At 64.2% G+C, this 18745-nt stretch carries 18 protein-coding genes; 10 read left to right on the top strand and 8 right to left on the bottom strand.

Going from position 1 to position 18745, the window contains the following annotated elements; genetic code table 11:
• Nucleotides 1–44 precede the first annotated feature (44 nt).
• The 4 genes from JCM7686_RS12375 to cobS all read right to left on the bottom strand — a co-directional run bounded on the left by JCM7686_RS12375 (nt 45) and on the right by cobS (nt 5410).
• Complete coding sequence (locus tag JCM7686_RS12375; protein ID WP_020951157.1) at nt 45–1853, bottom strand: aminopeptidase P family protein; 1809 nt, start codon at nt 1851–1853, stop codon at nt 45–47.
• Between the two features lie 137 nt (nt 1854–1990).
• Complete coding sequence (gene cobT, locus JCM7686_RS12370) at nt 1991–3850, bottom strand: cobaltochelatase subunit CobT (protein WP_020951156.1); 1860 nt, start codon at nt 3848–3850, stop codon at nt 1991–1993.
• A 19-nt stretch (nt 3851–3869) separates the two neighbouring features.
• A complete protein-coding gene (locus JCM7686_RS12365; protein WP_020951155.1) occupies nt 3870–4439 on the bottom strand; it encodes a hypothetical protein in 570 nt (189 codons plus the stop codon).
• Nucleotides 4439–5410, bottom strand: a complete 972-nt coding sequence (gene cobS, locus JCM7686_RS12360) for a cobaltochelatase subunit CobS (protein ID WP_020951154.1) — start codon at nt 5408–5410, stop codon at nt 4439–4441. The genes JCM7686_RS12365 and cobS overlap by 1 nt, the downstream gene beginning before the upstream one ends.
• Before the next feature lie 188 nt (nt 5411–5598).
• On the opposite strand from cobS, the gene JCM7686_RS12355 reads away from it, so the two are divergent.
• The 8 genes from JCM7686_RS12355 to JCM7686_RS12320 all read left to right on the top strand — a co-directional run bounded on the left by JCM7686_RS12355 (nt 5599) and on the right by JCM7686_RS12320 (nt 14832).
• Nucleotides 5599–6576 carry a DUF808 domain-containing protein gene (locus tag JCM7686_RS12355; protein WP_020951153.1) on the top strand — a complete coding sequence of 326 codons (978 nt, stop codon included), beginning with the start codon at nt 5599–5601 and terminating at the stop codon, nt 6574–6576.
• A gap of 74 nt (nt 6577–6650) precedes the next feature.
• On the top strand, nt 6651–8024 hold the full coding sequence (locus JCM7686_RS12350; protein ID WP_020951152.1) for an FAD-binding oxidoreductase: 1374 nt from the start codon (nt 6651–6653) through the stop codon (nt 8022–8024).
• 153 nt (nt 8025–8177) lie between these two features.
• Nucleotides 8178–8981: a glycoside hydrolase family 25 protein gene (locus JCM7686_RS12345; protein WP_020951151.1), complete on the top strand. Its 804-nt coding sequence runs from the start codon at nt 8178–8180 to the stop codon at nt 8979–8981.
• Nucleotides 8948–9613, top strand: coding sequence for a CPBP family intramembrane glutamic endopeptidase (locus tag JCM7686_RS12340; RefSeq protein WP_020951150.1), 666 nt, complete (start codon nt 8948–8950; stop codon nt 9611–9613). The genes JCM7686_RS12345 and JCM7686_RS12340 overlap by 34 nt, the downstream gene beginning before the upstream one ends.
• Nucleotides 9614–9674: 61 nt before the next feature.
• On the top strand, nt 9675–11453 hold the full coding sequence (aspS, locus tag JCM7686_RS12335) for an aspartate--tRNA ligase (RefSeq protein WP_020951149.1): 1779 nt from the start codon (nt 9675–9677) through the stop codon (nt 11451–11453).
• 70 nt (nt 11454–11523) lie between these two features.
• Complete coding sequence (locus tag JCM7686_RS12330; protein WP_020951148.1) at nt 11524–12903, top strand: DUF1800 domain-containing protein; 1380 nt, start codon at nt 11524–11526, stop codon at nt 12901–12903.
• A 9-nt stretch (nt 12904–12912) separates the two neighbouring features.
• Nucleotides 12913–14088, top strand: coding sequence for a DUF1501 domain-containing protein (locus JCM7686_RS12325; protein ID WP_020951147.1), 1176 nt, complete (start codon nt 12913–12915; stop codon nt 14086–14088).
• A gap of 24 nt (nt 14089–14112) precedes the next feature.
• Entirely contained in the window at nt 14113–14832 is a 720-nt protein-coding gene (locus JCM7686_RS12320) for a GNAT family N-acetyltransferase (protein WP_020951146.1), read from the top strand.
• Between the two features lie 46 nt (nt 14833–14878).
• On the opposite strand, the gene JCM7686_RS12315 is transcribed toward JCM7686_RS12320, so the two are convergent.
• Nucleotides 14879–15616 carry a response regulator gene (locus JCM7686_RS12315; protein ID WP_020951145.1) on the bottom strand — a complete coding sequence of 246 codons (738 nt, stop codon included), beginning with the start codon at nt 15614–15616 and terminating at the stop codon, nt 14879–14881.
• Nucleotides 15617–15748: 132 nt separating this feature from the next.
• On the opposite strand from JCM7686_RS12315, the gene mce reads away from it, so the two are divergent.
• Entirely contained in the window at nt 15749–16153 is a 405-nt protein-coding gene (gene mce / locus JCM7686_RS12310; protein ID WP_020951144.1) for a methylmalonyl-CoA epimerase, read from the top strand.
• Nucleotides 16153–16413: a DUF1467 family protein gene (locus JCM7686_RS12305; protein ID WP_020951143.1), complete on the top strand. Its 261-nt coding sequence runs from the start codon at nt 16153–16155 to the stop codon at nt 16411–16413. Before mce ends, JCM7686_RS12305 begins: the two co-directional genes overlap by 1 nt.
• On the opposite strand, the gene JCM7686_RS12300 is transcribed toward JCM7686_RS12305, so the two are convergent.
• The 3 genes from JCM7686_RS12300 to JCM7686_RS12290 are packed head-to-tail and all read right to left on the bottom strand — an operon-like array spanning nt 16379 to nt 18741.
• Nucleotides 16379–17080 carry an EI24 domain-containing protein gene (locus tag JCM7686_RS12300; RefSeq protein WP_020951142.1) on the bottom strand — a complete coding sequence of 234 codons (702 nt, stop codon included), beginning with the start codon at nt 17078–17080 and terminating at the stop codon, nt 16379–16381. The genes JCM7686_RS12305 and JCM7686_RS12300 overlap by 35 nt on opposite strands.
• Nucleotides 17077–17646, bottom strand: a complete 570-nt coding sequence (locus tag JCM7686_RS12295; protein ID WP_020951141.1) for a nitroreductase family protein — start codon at nt 17644–17646, stop codon at nt 17077–17079. The genes JCM7686_RS12300 and JCM7686_RS12295 overlap by 4 nt, the downstream gene beginning before the upstream one ends.
• The gene (locus tag JCM7686_RS12290) at nt 17647–18741 is read right to left on the bottom strand and encodes a class II histone deacetylase (RefSeq protein ID WP_020951140.1); all 1095 of its coding nucleotides are present in this window, start codon (nt 18739–18741) and stop codon (nt 17647–17649) included.
• Nucleotides 18742–18745 lie beyond the last annotated feature (4 nt).

The following is an 18745-nucleotide window of genomic DNA, read 5'->3' as shown; positions in this document are numbered from 1 at the left end:
CCCGCGATCCCGCTGCCAGCGCGGCGAGATCGCGGAGACGCGGCTTACCCCAAAGCCTCGGTCGCGCGGATCAGCCAGTCATGCGCGGCGCCGGTGACCAGCGGCGCGACTTTCGCGCGCACCTCGGCGTGATAGGCGTTGAGCCAGTCGATTTCAGCTTTCGACATCAGCGTCAGATCAAGCGGGCGGGTGTCGATCGGAACCCAGGTCAGCGTCTCGAAACCCAGCATCTCGCGGCCATCCGGGCTGTCGGATGGGGTCACGACGATCAGGTTCTCGATGCGAATGCCGAAATCGCCCTCGCGGTAATAGCCGGGCTCGTTCGAGAGGATCATGCCCGGTTGCAGCGGAATTTCCGACACGCGCGAAATCCGCACCGGCCCCTCATGGACGCAAAGCGCTGCGCCGACGCCGTGGCCGGTGCCGTGGTCGAAATCGAGCCCCGCCGTCCACAAGGGCGCGCGCGCCACCGGGTCGAGATCGCGCCCGGCGCGGCCTTTGGGGAATTTCAGCCGCGACAGATTGACCATGCCTTGCAGGACCAGCGTATAGGGCAGGCGGTGGCGCGCGGTGATCTGGCCCATCGGAATGGTGCGGGTGATATCGGTCGTGCCGTCGCGGTATTGCCCGCCCGAATCGAGCAGCAACAGCTCGCCGTCGCGGATCGGCAGATTGGTCTGTTCGTTCACATGGTAATGGTTGATCGCCGCATTCGGCCCGGTCGAGCTGATCGTGTCGAAGCTGACATCATGCGCGCCCTGCGCCCGGCGCAGGCTTTCCAGCTTCTTGACCACCGCGATTTCATCGAGCGAGCCATCGACCGGTTGGGCATCGAGCCAGGCCAGCATCTCGACCATGGCGACGGCATCGCGCAGATGGGCCTGACGCATCCCCTCGATCTCCGAGGCGGTCTTGATCGCTTTCGGCAGCACCACCGGATCGGCGGCCTCGACGACATCGGCGCGCGCTTCGACCAGACGAAAGACCTCATCGGGGGCCGAGGCGGGATCAAGCCGCACCGGGCCGTTCAACTCGCCCAAGGCGGCGGGCAGGCCCTCGACCGGCAGGATCACCACATCATTGCCCAGCTTCGCGCGGACCTCGGGGCCGAATTTCGCGGGCTCAGAGAAAAGCTGGACCTGACCCTTGTCATCGACCACGGCAAAGCCCTGAACCACGGGGTTTTTCGGTAGATCCTCGCCGCGGATGTTCAAGAGCCAGGCGATGGAATCGGCCAGCGTCAGCACGGTAGAGGCCTGCCCGCGCGCCTTCAGCTCTGCCGCCAAAGCGACGCGTTTCTCGGCTGCCGTGCGGCCCGCAATCGCCTCGTCATGCAGCCGGACCGGCCCCGAGACCGCTGCGGCCTGATCGGTCCGGATCTGATCGACAAGGTTCTCGCTCGGCACCAGCGCGATATTCGCCCCCGCGAGCGCGGCTTCGGTATCGCGGATTTCCTTGCGGCTTTGCAGCCAAGGGTCATAGGCCACGCGCCCGCCCTCGGGCAAAGCCTGACGCAGCCAATCTGCGAGCGAGGTCTCGGGCCAGTTCACCGGCGTGAAATGCGCGAGATCGACCTCGCCCTTGACCTGCACGCGGTAGCGGCCGTCGACAAAGACCCCGGCCTGCGCCGCCGTCACGATCCCATAGCCCGCGCTGCCCGAAAAGCCGGTCAGCCACAAAAGCCGCGCGTCCTTCGCGGTCACATATTCGCCCTGATGGGCATCGGTGCGCGGCACGATGAAACCGTCAAGCTCACGACGCGCCAGCTCGGCACGCAGCGCGGCCAGTCGCGGCGGCCCGTCTTCGGGACGGGTTTCGACGGTGAAGGACTGAAAGGGTTTGTCATTGGCCATGGGGCACCTCCGATGCCGGACTATCCCCCTTTGGTGGGGGAACTGTCCAGAGGCGGAACCGGGCAAGTGCTCGGCTGGGCAAGGAAAAAGGCGGGACTTGCGGCCCGCCTTTCTGGATCGTCGTTTTCAGGCGCTGATCAGCTTGCGCGGCGCATCCCCAAGGCGCGCGCGCGCTTGCGCGGATCGGATTCAAACAGCGCCGCGAGCTGCTCTGTCATCGCGCCCGCCAGCTGATCGACATCGGTGATCGTGACCGCGCGCTCGTAATAGCGCGTCACGTCATGGCCAATGCCGATGGCCAAAAGCTCGACCTGCTTTTTCTTTTCGACCATGGCGATCACATCGCGCAGATGCTTTTCAAGGTAGTTCGCCGGATTGACCGAGAGCGTCGAATCATCGACCGGCGCCCCGTCCGAAATCACCATGAGGATCTTGCGCGCCTCGCTGCGGCGCACCATCCGGCGATGCGCCCATTCAAGCGCCTCGCCGTCGATGTTTTCCTTCAAGAGGCCCTCTTTCATCATCAGCCCAAGGTTCGGACGCACGCGCCGCCACGGCGCATCGGCCCCCTTGTAGATGATGTGGCGCAGATCGTTCAGACGGCCCGGAGAGGCCGGACGGCCCTCGGCCAGCCATTTCTCGCGGCTTTGACCGCCCTTCCAGGCGCGGGTGGTGAAGCCCAGGATCTCGACCTTGACCTGGCAGCGTTCAAGCGTGCGCGCCATGACATCGGCGCAGATCGCCGCGATCGAGATCGGGCGGCCCCGCATCGAGCCCGAATTGTCGATGAGAAGCGTCACCACGGTGTCGCGGAATTCGGTGTCCTTCTCGACCTTGAACGAGAGCGGCGTGGTCGGGTTCGCGATCACCCGCGCCAGACGGCCCGCATCGAGCACGCCCTCTTCCTTGTCGAATTCCCAGCTGCGGCTTTGCTGGGCCTGCAAACGGCGTTGCAGCTTGTTGGCAAGACGGCTGACCGCCCCGCGCAGAGGTTCGAGCTGCTTGTCGAGATAGGCGCGCAGGCGTTCCAGCTCGGCGGGTTCGGCCAGATCCTCGGCGCGGATTTCCTCGTCGAATTCCTGCGTATAGACGCGGTAATCAATGCTGGCATCCGAGACCGGCGGCGGCAGGTCGGGGGGCGTGTCGGCTTCCGAGGATTCGGCCTCATCGGCCATTTCCTCGTCGGACTGGTCGTCCATGCTGACCTGAGCCTGACGCTCGTCCTGCTGCTGCTCCTGACTTTGCTCGGGCGCGGCCTCGGCATCATCCTCTTCGGATTGGTCGCGAGACTGGTTGTCGCTCGATTCCTCTTCCTGCTCGGCGCTGTCCTCGGAATCGTCCTCGGGCTCATCCGGGTCCTCACCCAGCTGATCGCCATAGCCGAGATCGGCGATGACCTTGCGGGCAAGCCGCGCGAAAGCGGTCTGATCGGCAAGGGCCGCGCTGATGTCCTCGAGATCGCCCCCGGCCTGTTCTTCGACGAAAGGCCGCCACAGATCGGCGACATGCTGCGCCGCCGTGGGCAGTTTCCGCCCGGTCGCCATTTCGCGCACGATATAGCCCGCCGCCGCCGCCAAAGGCGCTTCGGTCGCGGATTTGATCTGGGCATAGCCCTTACGCTCGGCGTCAAAGCCGATCTTGGCGTCGATGTTCGAAAGCGCGCCCGGCATGTCACGCGCGCCAAGCGCCTCGCAACGCGCGGTCTCCATCGCCTCGTAAAGCTCGCGCGCCATCGGGCCCGAGGGCGCATATTTGGCATGGGTCGCATTGTCGTGGTGACGCAGCTTCATCGCCAGAGCATCGGCCGTCCCGCGTGCGAGCAAGATTTCCTCGCGCGTCATGCGGCGGGAGACCTGAGGCAGACGCATCGTATCGCCCGCGACCCCCGAAGGGTCGGCCGAGAAGGTGACGTTCAGCTCACGCTCTTCGGCAAGCGCACGCGTGGCCTCAGTCAGGGCCTTCTTGAACGGATCGGCGGGGTTGTCGGATTTTTTCATGGTGAATTTTCCCTCCAACTCACACTTTATTCTTCTCGAGAGAGGACATGCCGTCCAACAAGATCCCGTTCAATTCCAGTATCCGCCTCGAAATCGTAACGATTTCAGTGGAGTATGTATGTAAGTCGCTGCGCGCGTAAGTATATTCCCACGGCTGCGCATCGGCTCTATCGCAGTTTGAAGCATGGTCGCGAGCAGCATCGGACCAAAACCGGCATGTGAGATGGTCGTGGCCAAGAATTTGCCACGAACCATGGCAAATAATGTTCCGCAAAGTCTTTGTTGATGAGACGAATTCAACAAGGTCGGTGCTGAGCATTCTCAGCCTTGGATGGTTGCTGTAAGCGCTCTCAACATAGTCTTTGATGAACCCGCACATACCGCCAATGCCAGATTTAAGCAATTTTCCTAAGAGCGCGTCGGAGCTAGAGATACCTTTCGCATCCAGAAAACTAGGCGCAACCTTACAGATTGTTAAAATCAACTCACTGACTGCGGATTCCAACAGACCAAAGGCACGGACAAGTTTTCCGATAAGAGCATCGTCGGATCGCGAGAACTCCGAAAACTCTCTTATCGGATCCCGCATCACCCAGCCTTGGCTGCCGCGCTTTCCGGCAGTTCCTCGTCGAACAGGCGCTGGTAGAATTCGGCGACCGTCTGGCGCTCGAGCTCGTCGCATTTGTTCAGGAAGGTCAGGCGGAACGCATAGCCGATGTTGTTGAAAATGCGTGCGTTTTGCGCCCAGGCGATCACGGTGCGCGGCGACATGACCGTCGAGAGATCGCCCTGCATGAAGGCCGTGCGCGTCAGATCGGCGAGGCTGACCATCTGGCTGATTTCCTTGCGACCCTTCTCGGTGTTGTAGGTCGGGTTCTTCGCCAGAACGATATTGGTTTCCGCGTCATGGCTCAGATAGTTCAGCGTCGAGACCAGCGACCAGCGGTCCATCTGGCCCTGGTTGATCTGCTGGGTGCCGTGGTAAAGCCCGGTCGTGTCGCCCAGACCCACGGTGTTCGCGGTTGCAAACAGGCGGAAGAACGGGTTCGGCGTGATGACCTCGTTTTGGTCGAGAAGCGTCAGCTTGCCGTCGGCTTCCAGAACGCGCTGGATCACGAACATCACGTCCGCGCGGCCCGCGTCATATTCGTCAAAGACGATCGCGGTCGGGTTGCGCAAAGCCCAAGGCAGAATGCCCTCGTGGAAGACCGTGACCTGCTTGCCGTCGATCAGTTTGATCGCATCCTTGCCGATCAGGTCGATCCGGGAGACGTGGCTGTCGAGGTTGACGCGCACGCAGGGCCAGTTCAGCCGCGCCGCGATCTGCTCGATATGGGTCGATTTGCCGGTGCCGTGATAGCCCTGGATCATGACGCGGCGGTTGTAGGCAAAGCCCGCGAGGATCGCCATCGTCGTGTCGGGATCGAACTTATAGGTCGGGTCGATTTCCGGCACGCGCTCGGTTCGCTCGGCGAAACCCTTGACCTTCATGTCGCTGTCGAGGCCGAAGACCTCGCGCAGGTCGATCTCTTCGGTCGGTTTGGCATCTTTATCGAGCATGGCGCACCTTTATCGAATATTCACGACTTTCTGGAACATTCCCGAAAGGGGTGCAAGGTCGGCTGACCACTCAGACCACGGAAAGTCGCAGGGCTACGACAAAGCGGGGAGTTTTGGCGCCAGTTTCGTGGTAACCGAGAGGGAGTCCGCCGCGTTCAGTGACGGAGATTTGACACGAGGGTTGCAAAATGACGGGGCTGATCGCGCTTTTGGACGACATTGGCGCAATCGCGAAAGTGGCGGCGGCCTCGGTCGATGATGTCGCGGGGCAGGCGGCCAAAGCGGGCGCGAAAGCCGCGGGCGCGGTGATCGACGATGCGGCGGTGACGCCGAAATATGTCCATGGTTTCGACGCCAGCCGCGAGGTGCCGATCGTTCTTAAGATCGCGCGCGGCTCGATCTTCAACAAGGTCGTGATCCTCTTGCCGGTGGCGCTGCTGCTTTCGGCCTTCGCGCCCTGGCTGATCTCGCCGCTTCTGATGATCGGCGGGGCCTATCTGTGCTTTGAGGGCGCCGAGAAGGTCTGGCACGCGCTGCGCCCCGGCGATCACGGCGCCGAGGCCGAGCTGCAGGTCAATGCCGATGGCTCGGTCTCGCTTGAAGAGCAGCGGGTGGCGGGCGCGGTCAAGACCGACTTCATCCTCTCGGCCGAGATCATGACCATCGCGCTTTCAACCATCCCCGAAAGCGATCCGATCTGGATGAAGGCGCTGATCCTTCTGGTCGTCGCGGTGTTGATCACCGTCGGGGTCTACGGCTTTGTCGCGCTGATCGTGAAGGCCGATGACTTCGGCCTGCATCTCGCGCGCAAGGGCCGCGCCGGGGTCGCGGCCTTTGGGCGCTGGATCGTGCGGATCATGCCGGGATTCATGCGGCTTTTGCTGATTGTCGGCACCGCCGCCATGGTCTGGGTTGGGGGCAATATCGTGATCCACGGGCTCCACGATCTGGGCATGCATCAGCCCTATGAATGGATCACCGCAACCGCGGCCCGCGCGGGCGCGACCATGCCGGTCGGCGCGGGCGTGGTCGAATGGGCCGTCACCGCCTTTTTCGACGGGATCTTCGGCGTGCTTCTTGGCCTCGTGCTGATCCCGGTGGCGACCAAGATCATCGGCCCGGTTTTCGCGGCGATCACCGGCAAAAAGGCGACGGTGGGCCATTGAACGCGGCCGAGGTTTTCGTGACTAAGGGGCAGGGGCGTCCGGACGCGGCGGCCCGCCAGCAGAAGGTCTCTCCGATGTCGCTTCCCGATCATGTCCAAGATGAGCTTGCCAGCGCCTTTGGCGCGCGCTTTTCGGTCAAGGCCGCAGATCTGAGCCATTATGCGGGCTCGGAGACCTTTCACCGCGCGCGTCTGCCCGATGCGGTGATCTGGCCCGAGACCACCGCGGAGGTCTCGTTCATTCTGAGCCTGTGCAACGCGAACCGCATTCCGGTGATCGGCTGGGGCACCGGCACTTCGCTTGAGGGGCACGCCTTGGCCATTCACGGCGGCATCACGCTTGATCTCAGCCGGATGGCCGCGATTCTCGAGGTCCGCCCCGAGGATATGCTCGCGGTGGTCCAGCCCGGGGTGACGCGCGAGGCGCTCAATGCCGATCTGCGCGCGACCGGGCTGTTCTTCCCGGTCGATCCCGGTGCCAATGCCAGCCTTGGTGGCATGGCCTCGACCCGCGCCAGCGGCACGACGGCGGTGCGTTACGGCACGATGCGCGACAATGTGCTGGCGCTCGAGGCGGTGCTCGCGGATGGCCGCATCATCCGCGCCGGCTCGCGCGCGGCGAAATCGAGCGCGGGCTATGATCTGACCGCGCTTCTGGTCGGCTCGGAAGGGACGCTCGCGATCATCACCGAGCTGGTGCTTCGCCTGCAGGGCCAGCCCGAGGATGTCGCGGCGGCGGTCTGCGCTTTCGATACGCTGGAACACGCGGTCGATTGCGTGACGGCGACGATTCAGTCCGGCATTCCCATGGCACGGATCGAATTCGTCGATGCCGAGACCGCGCGCGCCTTTAACCATTACGCGGGGACCACGCTGCCCGAAAAGCCGCATCTGCTGGTCGAGTTTCACGGCTCGGGCGAAAGCGTGCGGGGCGATGCCGCGCGCTTTGGCGAGATTGCGGGCGAATTCGGCGGGCTCGGCTTTGACTGGGCGAGCACGGCGGAAGAGCGGGCGCGGCTGTGGAAGATGCGGCATGGCGCCTATCCGGCCTGTCTCTCGCTGCGTCCGGGTGCGACGGCGCTGGTCACCGATATTTGCGTGCCGATGTCCGAGCTCGCGGGCGCCGTCACCGCCGCGCGCGACGATATCCGCGAGGCGGGGCTTCTGGGCCCGATCCTCGGCCATGTCGGCGACGGCAATTTCCATGCGACGATCCTGCTCGATCCCGAGAATGCCGAGGAGCTCGCCGCCGCCAAACGCGTCGCGACCCGCATGGCAGAGCGGGCGATTGCGGTCGGCGGCACGATCTCGGGCGAGCATGGCATCGGGCTGGGCAAACGTGATCTGATGGCGCTGCAGCATGGCGAGGCCGGAGGCGTCATGGCCGCCATCAAGCGCGCGCTCGACCCGAACGGGATCATGAACCCGGGAAAGCTTATCCCCGGTTGAGCGCGGCGGCGGGCGCCGCCCCGGATCTGGCCAATTCGTGCCATGTTTTCCGCTCTGACCAATTCGTGACTGTCACGCTGGCGTGACTTTCTTTCGCGGCTTTGCCATAACGCGCAAAAGCGCGTCGAACGCGTCGTCGAGCAGAGGGCAGCGATGAAAATTCTTGGAAGGATCCTGGCGGTTCTGTTGGTGGTCGCCGCCGCCGCTTGTGCGCGCAACCCAGGCGCGATTCACCGGGGTGGGGGATATGGCGGCGGCTATGTCGGCGGCACGGTTCCCGCGCTCGGCGATGCCGCGCCCCATTTGTGGAAGGGCGGGCATCCCTATAACCACGAGGTCCATGGCATGGATATCTCGCGCTATCAGGGCAATATCGACTGGCGCGCGGCCCGGCAGGCCGGGATTTCCTTTGCCTTCATCAAAGCGACCGAGGGCGGAGACCATTCCGACCCGGCGTTCCGGCGCTACTGGCAAGAGGCGGGGGCCGCAGGTGTGCCGCGCGGCGCCTATCATTACTATTACTTCTGCCGCTCGGGCGCCGAGCAGGCCGCATGGTATATCGCCAATGTCCCGCGTGAGCGCGGTGCGCTGCCGCCGGTCGTCGATCTGGAATGGACGCATAAATCCCAGACCTGCCGCTATAAGCCGAGCCCCGAGGAAGTGCGCCGCGAGGCGAGCTCCTTCATCAATCTGCTGCACAGCTATTACGGCCAGCGCCCGATCATCTACACCACGGTCGATTTCTACCATGACAACAACCTTGGCCGGGTGGATGCTGAATTCTGGCTGCGCTCGGTCGCGGCGCATCCCTCGGAGATCTATCCGGGCCAGCGTTGGTCCTTCTGGCAATATACCGGCACCGGTCTGGTTCCGGGCATTGAAGGTCGAGTCGATCTGAACGCATTCGCAGGAAACCGCGGTCAATGGCAGCAATGGCTCAATCGCCGGTCACAATAAGGCGCGGCTGGCTTTGGGCCGAATTCGCGGCACTCTTTGTCGGAGTGCCGCTCGGCGTTGCCGTTTTCCTGCCGCCCGGGCGGATGTTTCTCGCGCTCTTCGCCTTCTCGCTGCTCGGGATGGCGCTTTTGTGGCGGACGGGCGGCTTTGAATGGCGCAGCCTTTTGCGGGGCTGGTCCGAGATCCGCTGGGGCAAATATCTGATCTTCGCGCTTCTGGTCGGGTTGATCGGCTGGGGCATCATGTGGCTGACCCATCCGGGCTATGCGCTGAACCTCTCGCCGCAGCGCCTGCGGTTTCTCGCGTTGATCTGGATGCTGTACCCGCTGCTCTCGGCCCTGCCGCAAGAGCTGATCTTTCGCGCGCTCTACTTTCACCGCTACGGCCAGCTTTTCCGCACCAAGCGTCAGGCGATCGCGGTCAATGCGGTGATCTTCTCGCTCGCCCATCTGATGTATTGGTCCTGGATCGTCGCCGGCATGACCTTCTTCGGCGGCTGGCTGTTCGCGCATATCTATCTCAAGCGCGGCTTCCCCGGAGCCTGGCTGCTCCACGCTTTGGCCGGGAATATGATCTTTGCGGTGGGGATGGGCGCCTATTTCTACTCGGGCAATGCCGTGCGCCCGTTCTGATTGCTTGACTTCCCCCCGCCGGAGATGTTGATGCAAATCCGAAATATTCAGGGGAAATCCGATGAGCGCCTATCGCAGCCATACCTGCGGCCAGCTGACTGCCGCGAATGCCGGGACCGAGGTTCGCCTCTCGGGTTGGGTTCATCGCGTCCGCGATCACGGCGGGGTTTTGTTCATTGACCTGCGCGACCATTACGGCATCACCCAGGTGATCGCCGACAGCGACAGCCCGGCCTTTGCCGCGCTGGAAAAGCTGCGCGCCGAGACGGTGATCCGCATCGACGGCAAGGTCAAACTGCGCGATGCAAGCCTTGTGAACGCAAAGCTGCCGACCGGCGAGATCGAGGTCTACGCGACCGCGACCGAAGTTCTGGGCCCGTCGGATGATCTGCCGCTGCCGGTTTTTGGCGAGCAGGATTATCCCGAGGAAACCCGCCTGACCTACCGCTTCCTCGACCTGCGTCGCGAAAGCCTGCACAACAACATCATGCTGCGCTCGAAAGTGGTGCGCTCGATCCGCAACCGCATGTGGGATCAGGGCTTTACCGAATTCCAGACGCCGATCATCACGGCTTCCTCGCCGGAGGGCGCGCGCGACTTCCTCGTGCCGTCGCGTCTGCATCCGGGCAAGTTCTATGCACTTCCGCAAGCGCCTCAGCAGTTCAAACAGCTGATCATGGTCGCGGGCTTTGACAAATATTTCCAGATCGCGCCCTGCTTCCGCGACGAAGACCCGCGCGCCGACCGCTCGCCGACCGATTTCTACCAGCTCGACCTCGAGATGTCCTTCATCGAGCAGGAAGACGTGTTCGCGACCGTCCAGCCGGTGATTCAGGGTCTCTTCGAAGAATTCGGCGGCGGCCGTCCGGTTGATACGAACTGGCCGCGCATTCCTTACGCGGAATCGATGCTGAAATACGGCTCGGACAAGCCCGATCTGCGCAACCCGATCGAGATGCAGGTCGTTTCCGACCACTTCCGCGGCTCGGGCTTTGGCATTTTCGCGAAGCTGCTCGAACAGGACGGGACCGAGGTTCGCGCCATTCCCGCGCCGACCGGTGGCTCGCGCAAATTCGCCGACCGCATGAACGCTTTTGCTCAACAGCAGGGCCTGCCGGGCATGGGCTATATCTTCTGGCGCAAGGCCGAGGATGGCTCGACCGAGGCCGCTGGTCCGATCGCGAAAGCTTTGGGCCATGAGCCGACCGAAGCGATCCGCCTTCAGCTTGGTCTGGGCGAGGGCGACGCGGCCTTCTTCCTCGGCGGCAAGCCCGAAACCTTCGAGGCGGTCGCTGGTCGCGCCCGCACCGAGATCGGTCGCGAGCTCGGTCTGACCGACGAGAACCAGTTCAAATTCGCCTGGATCGTCGATTTCCCGATGTATGAGAAGGGCGACGACGGCAAGATCGACTTCAGCCACAACCCGTTCTCGATGCCGCAGGGCGGGCTGGAAGCGCTGAATGCGCAGGATCCGCTGACGATCAAAGGCTACCAATATGACCTCGCCTGCAACGGCTACGAGCTGATTTCCGGCGCGATCCGCAACCATTCGCCGGAAATCATGTTCAAGGCCTTCGAGCTTGCCGGCTACGGCCATGACGAGGTCGAAAAGCGCTTTGGCGGCATGGTCAAGGCGTTCCGCTACGGCGCCCCGCCCCACGGCGGTTGTGCGGCGGGCATCGACCGCATCGTCATGCTGCTGGCCGATGAGCAGAATATCCGTGAAGTCATCATGTTCCCGATGAACCAGCGCGCGGAAGATCTGATGATGGGCGCGCCCTCCGAGCCCACCAACGAGCAAATGCGCGAGCTGCGTCTGCGCGCGCTGCCGAAAGAGTGATCTGACGGCCGCGTCAAATCATGCGATAGCTTTTCCGGGGGCGCGACCCCCGGAAAAGTGAGGAATTCCCTTGGAGTTTGGCTTTCCCGAACTCGCGGCGATCCGGCTGGGCTTTGGCCTTTCCCCGCATCAAAAGCCGCCCGCCGATGTCGATGCGGTGCTCGCCAGCGTGGCCGCGGCCGGACCCGGCCCCGACGCGGTGAGCTTGGCCGAGGCGCAGGCCGCCCAGCTCAAGCTCTCTGATCTCGCGCAAGAGGCGCGCAACACGAATAGCGAAGAGGCCAAAGCGGCTTACGGCGATTACGCGCGTGATCTGCGCCGCGTCAATTGGCGCGACCTTCAGCGGCGGGTGGCGCGCGGCGTCACGGCCCCGGTCGGTTTTGGCGAGCGTCTGGTTCAGTTCTGGGCCGATCATTTCACCGTGCGCGGCGATGGCGCGGCCCAGCAAGTGCTGGCCTCGGCCTTTGTCGATGAGGCGATCAGGCCGCATCTGAATGGCCGCTTTGAAGACATGTTCATCGCCGCCGACACCCATCCGATGATGCTGCTCTATCTGAACCAGAACGGCAGCGTCGGGCCGAATTCGAAATTCGCGATCAGCCGGGCGCAAAAGCAGATCGAGGTCGGGCTGAACGAAAACCTCGCGCGCGAGGCGCTTGAGCTGCACAGCATCGGCGTGGGCGCGAGCTATACGCAAAAGGACGTTCGCGCGCTGGCCGAGCTTCTGACGGGCCTGAGCTACAATCCCCGCGCAGGCGCGGCTTTCAACGCGAACCGCTCCGAGCCCGGGACCAAGGTGGTTCTGGGCAAAAGCTACGGCGGCAATCGCGCGGGGCAGCTTGGCGATGTTCAGGAAGCCTTGCGTGACATCGCGCGCCATCCGGCGACGGCGGATTACATCTCGCACAAGCTCGCGGTGCATTTTCTCAGCGATACGCCGGATCCGGCGGTGGTCGAGACCATGGCTTCGGTCTGGCGCAAGACCAAGGGCAATCTGCCCGATGTCTATCGCGTGCTGATCACCCATCCCGCCCTCGCCGACAGCTTTCGCCAAAAGGCGCGCCAGCCCTTCGATTTCGTTGTCGCCGGGCTGCGGGCGCTGGGGCTCGACGGCGAGACGGTTCTGGCTTGGGACGAGCGCATGGTGAACCGGGTTCTGGTCGATCCGCTGACGCGGATGGGGCAGCGCTGGATGAGCCCGATCGGGCCCAATGGCTGGCCCGAAGAGGCCGAGGCTTGGATCGCGCCGCAGACTTTGGCCGCGCGCATCAACTGGTCGCTTGATGCGCCGCGCCGGGTCATGTCCGATCTGCCCGATCCGCGCGGCATGCTGGTCGCAAGCCTTGGCGGCACGCGCTCCGAGATGCTCGACTGGGCCGTGCCCAAGGCCGAAAGCGAGCGCGAGGGCGTGGCGCTGATCTTGGCCTCGAACGATTTCAACCGGCGCTAGGGGGAGTTCATGCTCAACAGACGCATGTTTTTGCGCGGGAGCGCGCTGATCGGCTGCTCGGTTGCGGCCCATCCCTTCCTGAACACGATCACCTTTGCCTCGGCTCCGGGCGAGAATCGGTTGGTGGTGATCATCTTGCGCGGCGCGATGGACGGGCTCGACGTGTTCCAGCCCTATGGCGATCGCCAGCTCGCCCAATTGCGCAAGACGATTTCGGTCGGGCCGGGGCAGGGTGCCTTCGATCTTGATGGATTTTACGCGCTGCATCCGAAGCTCGAGATGCTCATGCCGCTCTGGAAGGCTGGAGAGCTGTCCTTCGCCCATGCGGTCTCCACGCCCTACCGCGACAAGCGCAGCCATTTCGACGGTCAGGATGTGCTCGAGGCGGGCACGGGCAATGACATTCCCGAAATCTCGCGCACCGGCGGCTGGCTGAACCGCTTGCTGCAGATTCTGCCCGGCGCGACCTCGGAAACCGCTTATTCGGTCGGCACGGATGAGATGAAGATCCTCAGCGGCAAGGCCAAGGCCAAAAGCTGGGCGCCCGATGCCGATCTGAGCTTGTCGCCGCAGGCCCAGCTTCTGCTCGAGCAGGTCTATCACGACGATCCGCTGTTTCGCGACGCGGCGATGGATGCGAGCGATCTCGGGATGGAGACGACCCCAGGCATGAAGACGCCGGGGCCAAGCGGTGATGCCAAGGCATTGGCGAAATTCGCGGCGAGCCGGCTGAATGGCGAGACCCGGATCGCGGCGTTTTCGCTGCCGGGCTGGGACAGCCATGCCCGGCAAGAGGCGGTTCTGGGCCGCGCGCTCATGCGGTTGGGTGATGCAATCGTGGCGCTGAAAGAGGGGCTTGGCGCGAATTGGCAGCGCACCACCGTCCTCGCCATGACCGAATTTGGCCGTACGGCCCGCGAAAACGGCTCGGGCGGGACCGATCACGGCACGGCTGGCGCGCTTTTGATGGCAGGCGGCGCGATCCGCGGCGGCAAGGCCTATGGCGACTGGCCGGGGCTTCAGGACAACCAGCTTTACGCCGGGCGCGATCTCATGCCGACAGGCGATATCCGCGCTTATGCCGCTTGGGCCATGCGCAATCTTTACGGGATCGAGCGCGGCGCGCTCGAGAGCCAGATCTTCGCCGGGCTTGATATGGGGACGGATCCGAAGTTTCTTGGCTAAAGGGCCGATCATCAGGAGGCAGGGATGCAGGCGCGACCGATAGGGGCCAAGCTCACCGATTTCACCGTGCCGCCCGCCCCGGGGCCCGAGGTGATTGCCGGGCGCTATGTCGCGCTGGAACGGCTGGATCCGTCGCGTCATGCCGATGATCTTTATGCCGCGAATGCCGGGCAGGATTGGGTCTGGGATTACATGGGTTACGGCCCATTCGCGACGCTCGGCGCCTATCGCGCCTGGCAGGCCGAAGCTGCGGCCAAAGCCGATCCCTGCTTTTACGCCCTGCGCGATCTTGCCCGCGAGCGGATTGGCGGTCTTGCCTCTTATCTGCGGATTGACCGCAATCACGGCGTGATCGAGATCGGCCATATCGAGATTTCACCCGCGATGCAGCGCAGCCCCGCCGCGACCGAGGCGATTTCGCTGATGATCGGCTGGGCCTTCGATCACGGCTATCGTCGGGTCGAGTGGAAATGTGATGCCTTGAACGCGCCCTCGATGGCGGCGGCAAAACGCTATGGCTTCCGTTACGAAGGTACCTTCCGCCAGCATATGATCTATAAGGGCCGCAATCGGGATACCGCCTGGTGGGCGATCATCGACAAGGATTGGCCCCCGCTTGCGAAAGCGCATCAAAGCTGGCTCACGCCCGAGAATTTCGACGCAGACGGTCGCCAGAAGCTGCGCCTGTCCGTTTTGACCGAGGCCGCGTCTGACGCGGCAAGCCGGCCGTCGCACGAGACCTGAGCGGGGTCCTGTTCGCCTCCCCCGTCTCGAACGCATCTGCCTCGGCTTAGATCTGCCCGACCGCGTCCAACCGGTCGTGAACCAGCCCGCTGATCCGCGCAAGATCGGCGGCCATAGCGCGGCCTTCTCGCTGATCCCGGGCGAGCGTGCGCGCAGCCTCTTCCAGTTGCGGATCATGGGCCGAGCGGGCGATGCCAGCGAGGAAGCGCGCGATATAGTCGATGGCCGCGGTGTCCGTGGCGGTCGCGAGAATCTCGGCGACATGGCTCAGATCATCGCGCAAGGCGGTCTGATCGGGCCAAATCATGTCATCGGGCAGAAGCCGCATCCCGCCTCGATTCAGATCGCCGGGCAAAGCGGCAAGGATCGCTTGCTGGAACTGCGCCACCCGCTCGATCGGTTTGCACAGGAAGCCATCGGCCCCAGCCGCCAATGCCGCAGCCTCATTCGCGGGATCGCCCGAAATGCCCAAGACCACCGCCGGACGCGGCATGTTGGCGGTCAGGCTGCGGATCAGTTCGGCGCCATTGCCGTCGGGCAGGCCCATATCGACAATGAGCACCGTCGGGCGATAGGTGCGCAGATGTTTGAGCGCCGCGCGCAGTGAGTCGGCGCGGCGGATGCGCGCACCCGAACGCAGGCACAAAAGCCGCAACGCCTCGGATGCGAAGCGCGAATCTTCCACCACCAGCACCGTCAGCCCAGCCAGCGGACGGTCAGGCAGCATTGGCGCGCGCCAGAGCGGAAGCTCGCTCCCCTGCGCCGCGTTTTCCAGTCCATTCATGATCAACTCCGTCCAGAATCCCTTTTCTCAAGAATGACTCGGTTTCCCTAAGAAGCGGTTAAGCGTGACGGGTTTTGCTTCCCCTGCGCGGATCAGCGGCCTAGAAGGAGCCCATATAGCGGAGGAAATCACATGATCGGACGTCTGAACCATGTTGCCATCGCCGTGCCGGATCTCACGGCAGCGGCCGAGCAATATCGCACCACGCTTGGCGCCAAGGTCGGCGCGCCTCAAGACGAACCCGATCATGGCGTGACCGTCATTTTCATCGAGCTGCCGAACACCAAGATCGAGCTGCTTTACCCGATGGGCGATGACAGCCCGATCAAGAGCTTCCTCGACAAAAACCCCTCGGGCGGCATCCATCACATGTGTTTCGAGGTCGATGACATTCTCGCCGCGCGCGATCAGCTCAAGGCTCAGGGCGCGCGCGTCCTTGGCAGCGGCGAGCCCAAGATCGGCGCGCATGGCAAGCCCGTGCTGTTCCTTCACCCGAAGGATTTCAACGGCACCCTGATTGAACTGGAGCAAATCTGATGAATCTGACCGGCGGTATCGTTCTTTATGCGGTGATCTGGTTTCTGGTCCTCTTTGTGCTGGCCCCGATTGGCCAGCGCAGCCAGGCCGATGTCGGCGAGGTGACGCCGGGCACGCCCGCAGGCGCGCCGCATAACCCGCCGCTCAAGCGCATGGCGATCATGGCGACGATCATCACCACCGTGCTGTGGGGCGCGATTGCCTGGATCATCCTCGACGATATCGTCACCCGCGCCGATCTCGTCCGCCTCTTTGGCTGAGGTGATAGAGATGGGTGAAGCTGGCTGCGGCCAGTGTCGGGATCAGGATATTCAGAACCGGCACTGACAGCAGCAGCGCGATCAGCACGCCCAGCCCCAGCGTCTGAGCAGAGAGGCGCTGGCGCAGGGCCCCGGCGGCCTCTGGCGTCAGGTGGCGCCGGGCGGCCATGGCGAAGAACTCGCGCCCGAGCAGCCAGCCATTCGCGCCGTAAAAGAGCACCGGCGCAAGCGGGCCGAGAAACGGTGTCGCGATCAATGTCACGAGCGCGATCAGCAGCACAAGGCCGGTGACGGCTGCCGCTTCCAGCAGCCCGTCCCAGAAATCGAGCGGCAGGCCCTTTGCGTCGGGGTAATGGGTCTCTTCGACCACGACCGCGACCTGCTCGGCGAAAAGGCCCGAAAAGGCGGCGGCGACCGGCGCCATCAGGAAAAACGCCATCACCGGCAGCAAGAGCAGCGAGCCCCAGCTCAGCGCCGCGCCGACCGGGATCTGGCCAATCCACGGCAGGCTGAAGTGGTCGGGCGCGACCCAACGGATCACCCAGAAGACCCCGGTTTGCAGCACCACCAGCAAGACCAGCGTGAGCAGAACGCCAAGCAGGACCACACGGAACACGCGTGGTCGCAGCAGATCCCCCCAGCCGCGGATCAGCGCCTGCGCGATCATCCGAGGAAGTTGACCTTGTCGGCGATGACCGGGCGCGGGCGCTCGGGCGGGGTGGCGCCGCGCTGGCCGATATGGACAAGGCCCACGACGCGCTCACCGGGTTTGACGCCGAGATGGGCGGCGGCGAAATCGGCGCGCGTGGCGGGACCGGTCAGCCAGGCCGCGCCATAGCCCGCCGCGAGGGCGGCATTGACCAGACTGATGCAGACCGCGCCCGAGGACAGGAACTGCTCCCATTCCGGGATTTTCTCGCTGGCGACGGGCGAAGAGACGACCGCGACGATCACCGGCGAGGCAAAGGCCGAGCGCGCCTTCTCGATCATCGCCTCATCACCGCCCGAAGCCGCGACGAAATCGGCCAGCACCGGGGCCAGCCGGTCGAGGGCTGTGCGCTCCAGCACGATGAAGCGCCAGGGCTCGAGCTTGCCGTGATCGGGCACGCGGGCGGCAATGTCGAGCAGGTCGAGCAGTTCGGCGCGGTCGGGGGCGGGGCCCGTGAGCAGTTTCGGCGGATGCGAGCGGCGCTGGCGCAGGAAATCGAGAGCTTGGGGGTTGGAATGCGTCATTCAGACCTCGAAAGTTTGGGCCAGATCGCGAAGATAGGCCGACAGGTGATTGATCCAGAGCGGCGCTGGTTGGCGGGCCCGGATGGTGGCGCCGAGCGGGTCGGGCGCGGCAATGGGGGATCCGGCAAGTCCGGCCACGACCGCATGACCGCAGAAGGGGACATGGGCCTCAGAATAGCCGCCTTCATGAACCGCGACCAGACGGCCCTGACAGAGCTGCTCGGCTGCTTCGACCAGAAGCGCGGTCATGGCGCCGAAGCTCTCCGCGCCCAGCATCATCCGCCCGAGCGGGTCCATCGCCGAGGCATCATAGCCGCAGGCGATGACGATGGCTTCGGGCTCGAAACGGCGAAGCGCAGGCAGGACGATGCGCTCGAAAGCTTCGAGATAGCTCGCATGGCCGGTGCCGGGCGGCAGCGGGATATTGAGATTGCTGCCGCGCGCGCCCCGGACATCGGCCCCGCCGGTGTCGAGCGGATAGTTCCGCTCTTGATGCAGCGAGATCGTCAGGCAGTCGGGATCGTCGAGGAAAATCGCCTCGGTGCCGTTGCCGTGATGGACATCCCAATCAACGACGGCAATGCGGCGCGCGAGCCCCCCGGCCCGCACCGCGCGGATGGCGACGGCGATATTGGCGAGCAGGCAAAAGCCGTTCGGCAGATCGGGCAGCGCATGATGGCCGGGCGGGCGCGAGAGCGCATAGGCGCGCCGCACCTGGCCGCGCAGGACCTGACGCAGGGCCTCGGTCGCAAGCCCCGCCGAGAGCGCCGCGATCTCGTAGCCGCCCTTGAGAAAAGGCGCGCGCGGGCCGAGCTCGCCCCCGCCTGCATCGGAGAGCGCCTTGAAGCGGTCGAGATAGGCGGCGGGATGGACGCGCAGCAGATCTTCGCGCGGGGCAGGCGGGGCGCTTTGCAGTGCCAACGCCTCCATCAGCCCGGTGACGCGCAGAAGGTTCACCAGACGGCGCTTGCTTTCGGGGCTTTCGGGCAGGCCGCCGCCGGGCTTGACCAGACCGCCGACCGGCATGGTCAGCGCATACTCCCCGCCGCCGTGCCAAAGCGTGAGCTCGTCGTGGAGAAAGGCGGTCGCGTGCATTGCT

Origin of the sequence: Paracoccus aminophilus JCM 7686, from assembly GCF_000444995.1 — a bacterium.
Lineage (GTDB): Bacteria > Pseudomonadota > Alphaproteobacteria > Rhodobacterales > Rhodobacteraceae > Paracoccus > Paracoccus aminophilus.
The sequence above is the reverse complement of the archived record's forward strand: the minus strand, read 5'-3'. Positions and strand labels throughout refer to the sequence as shown.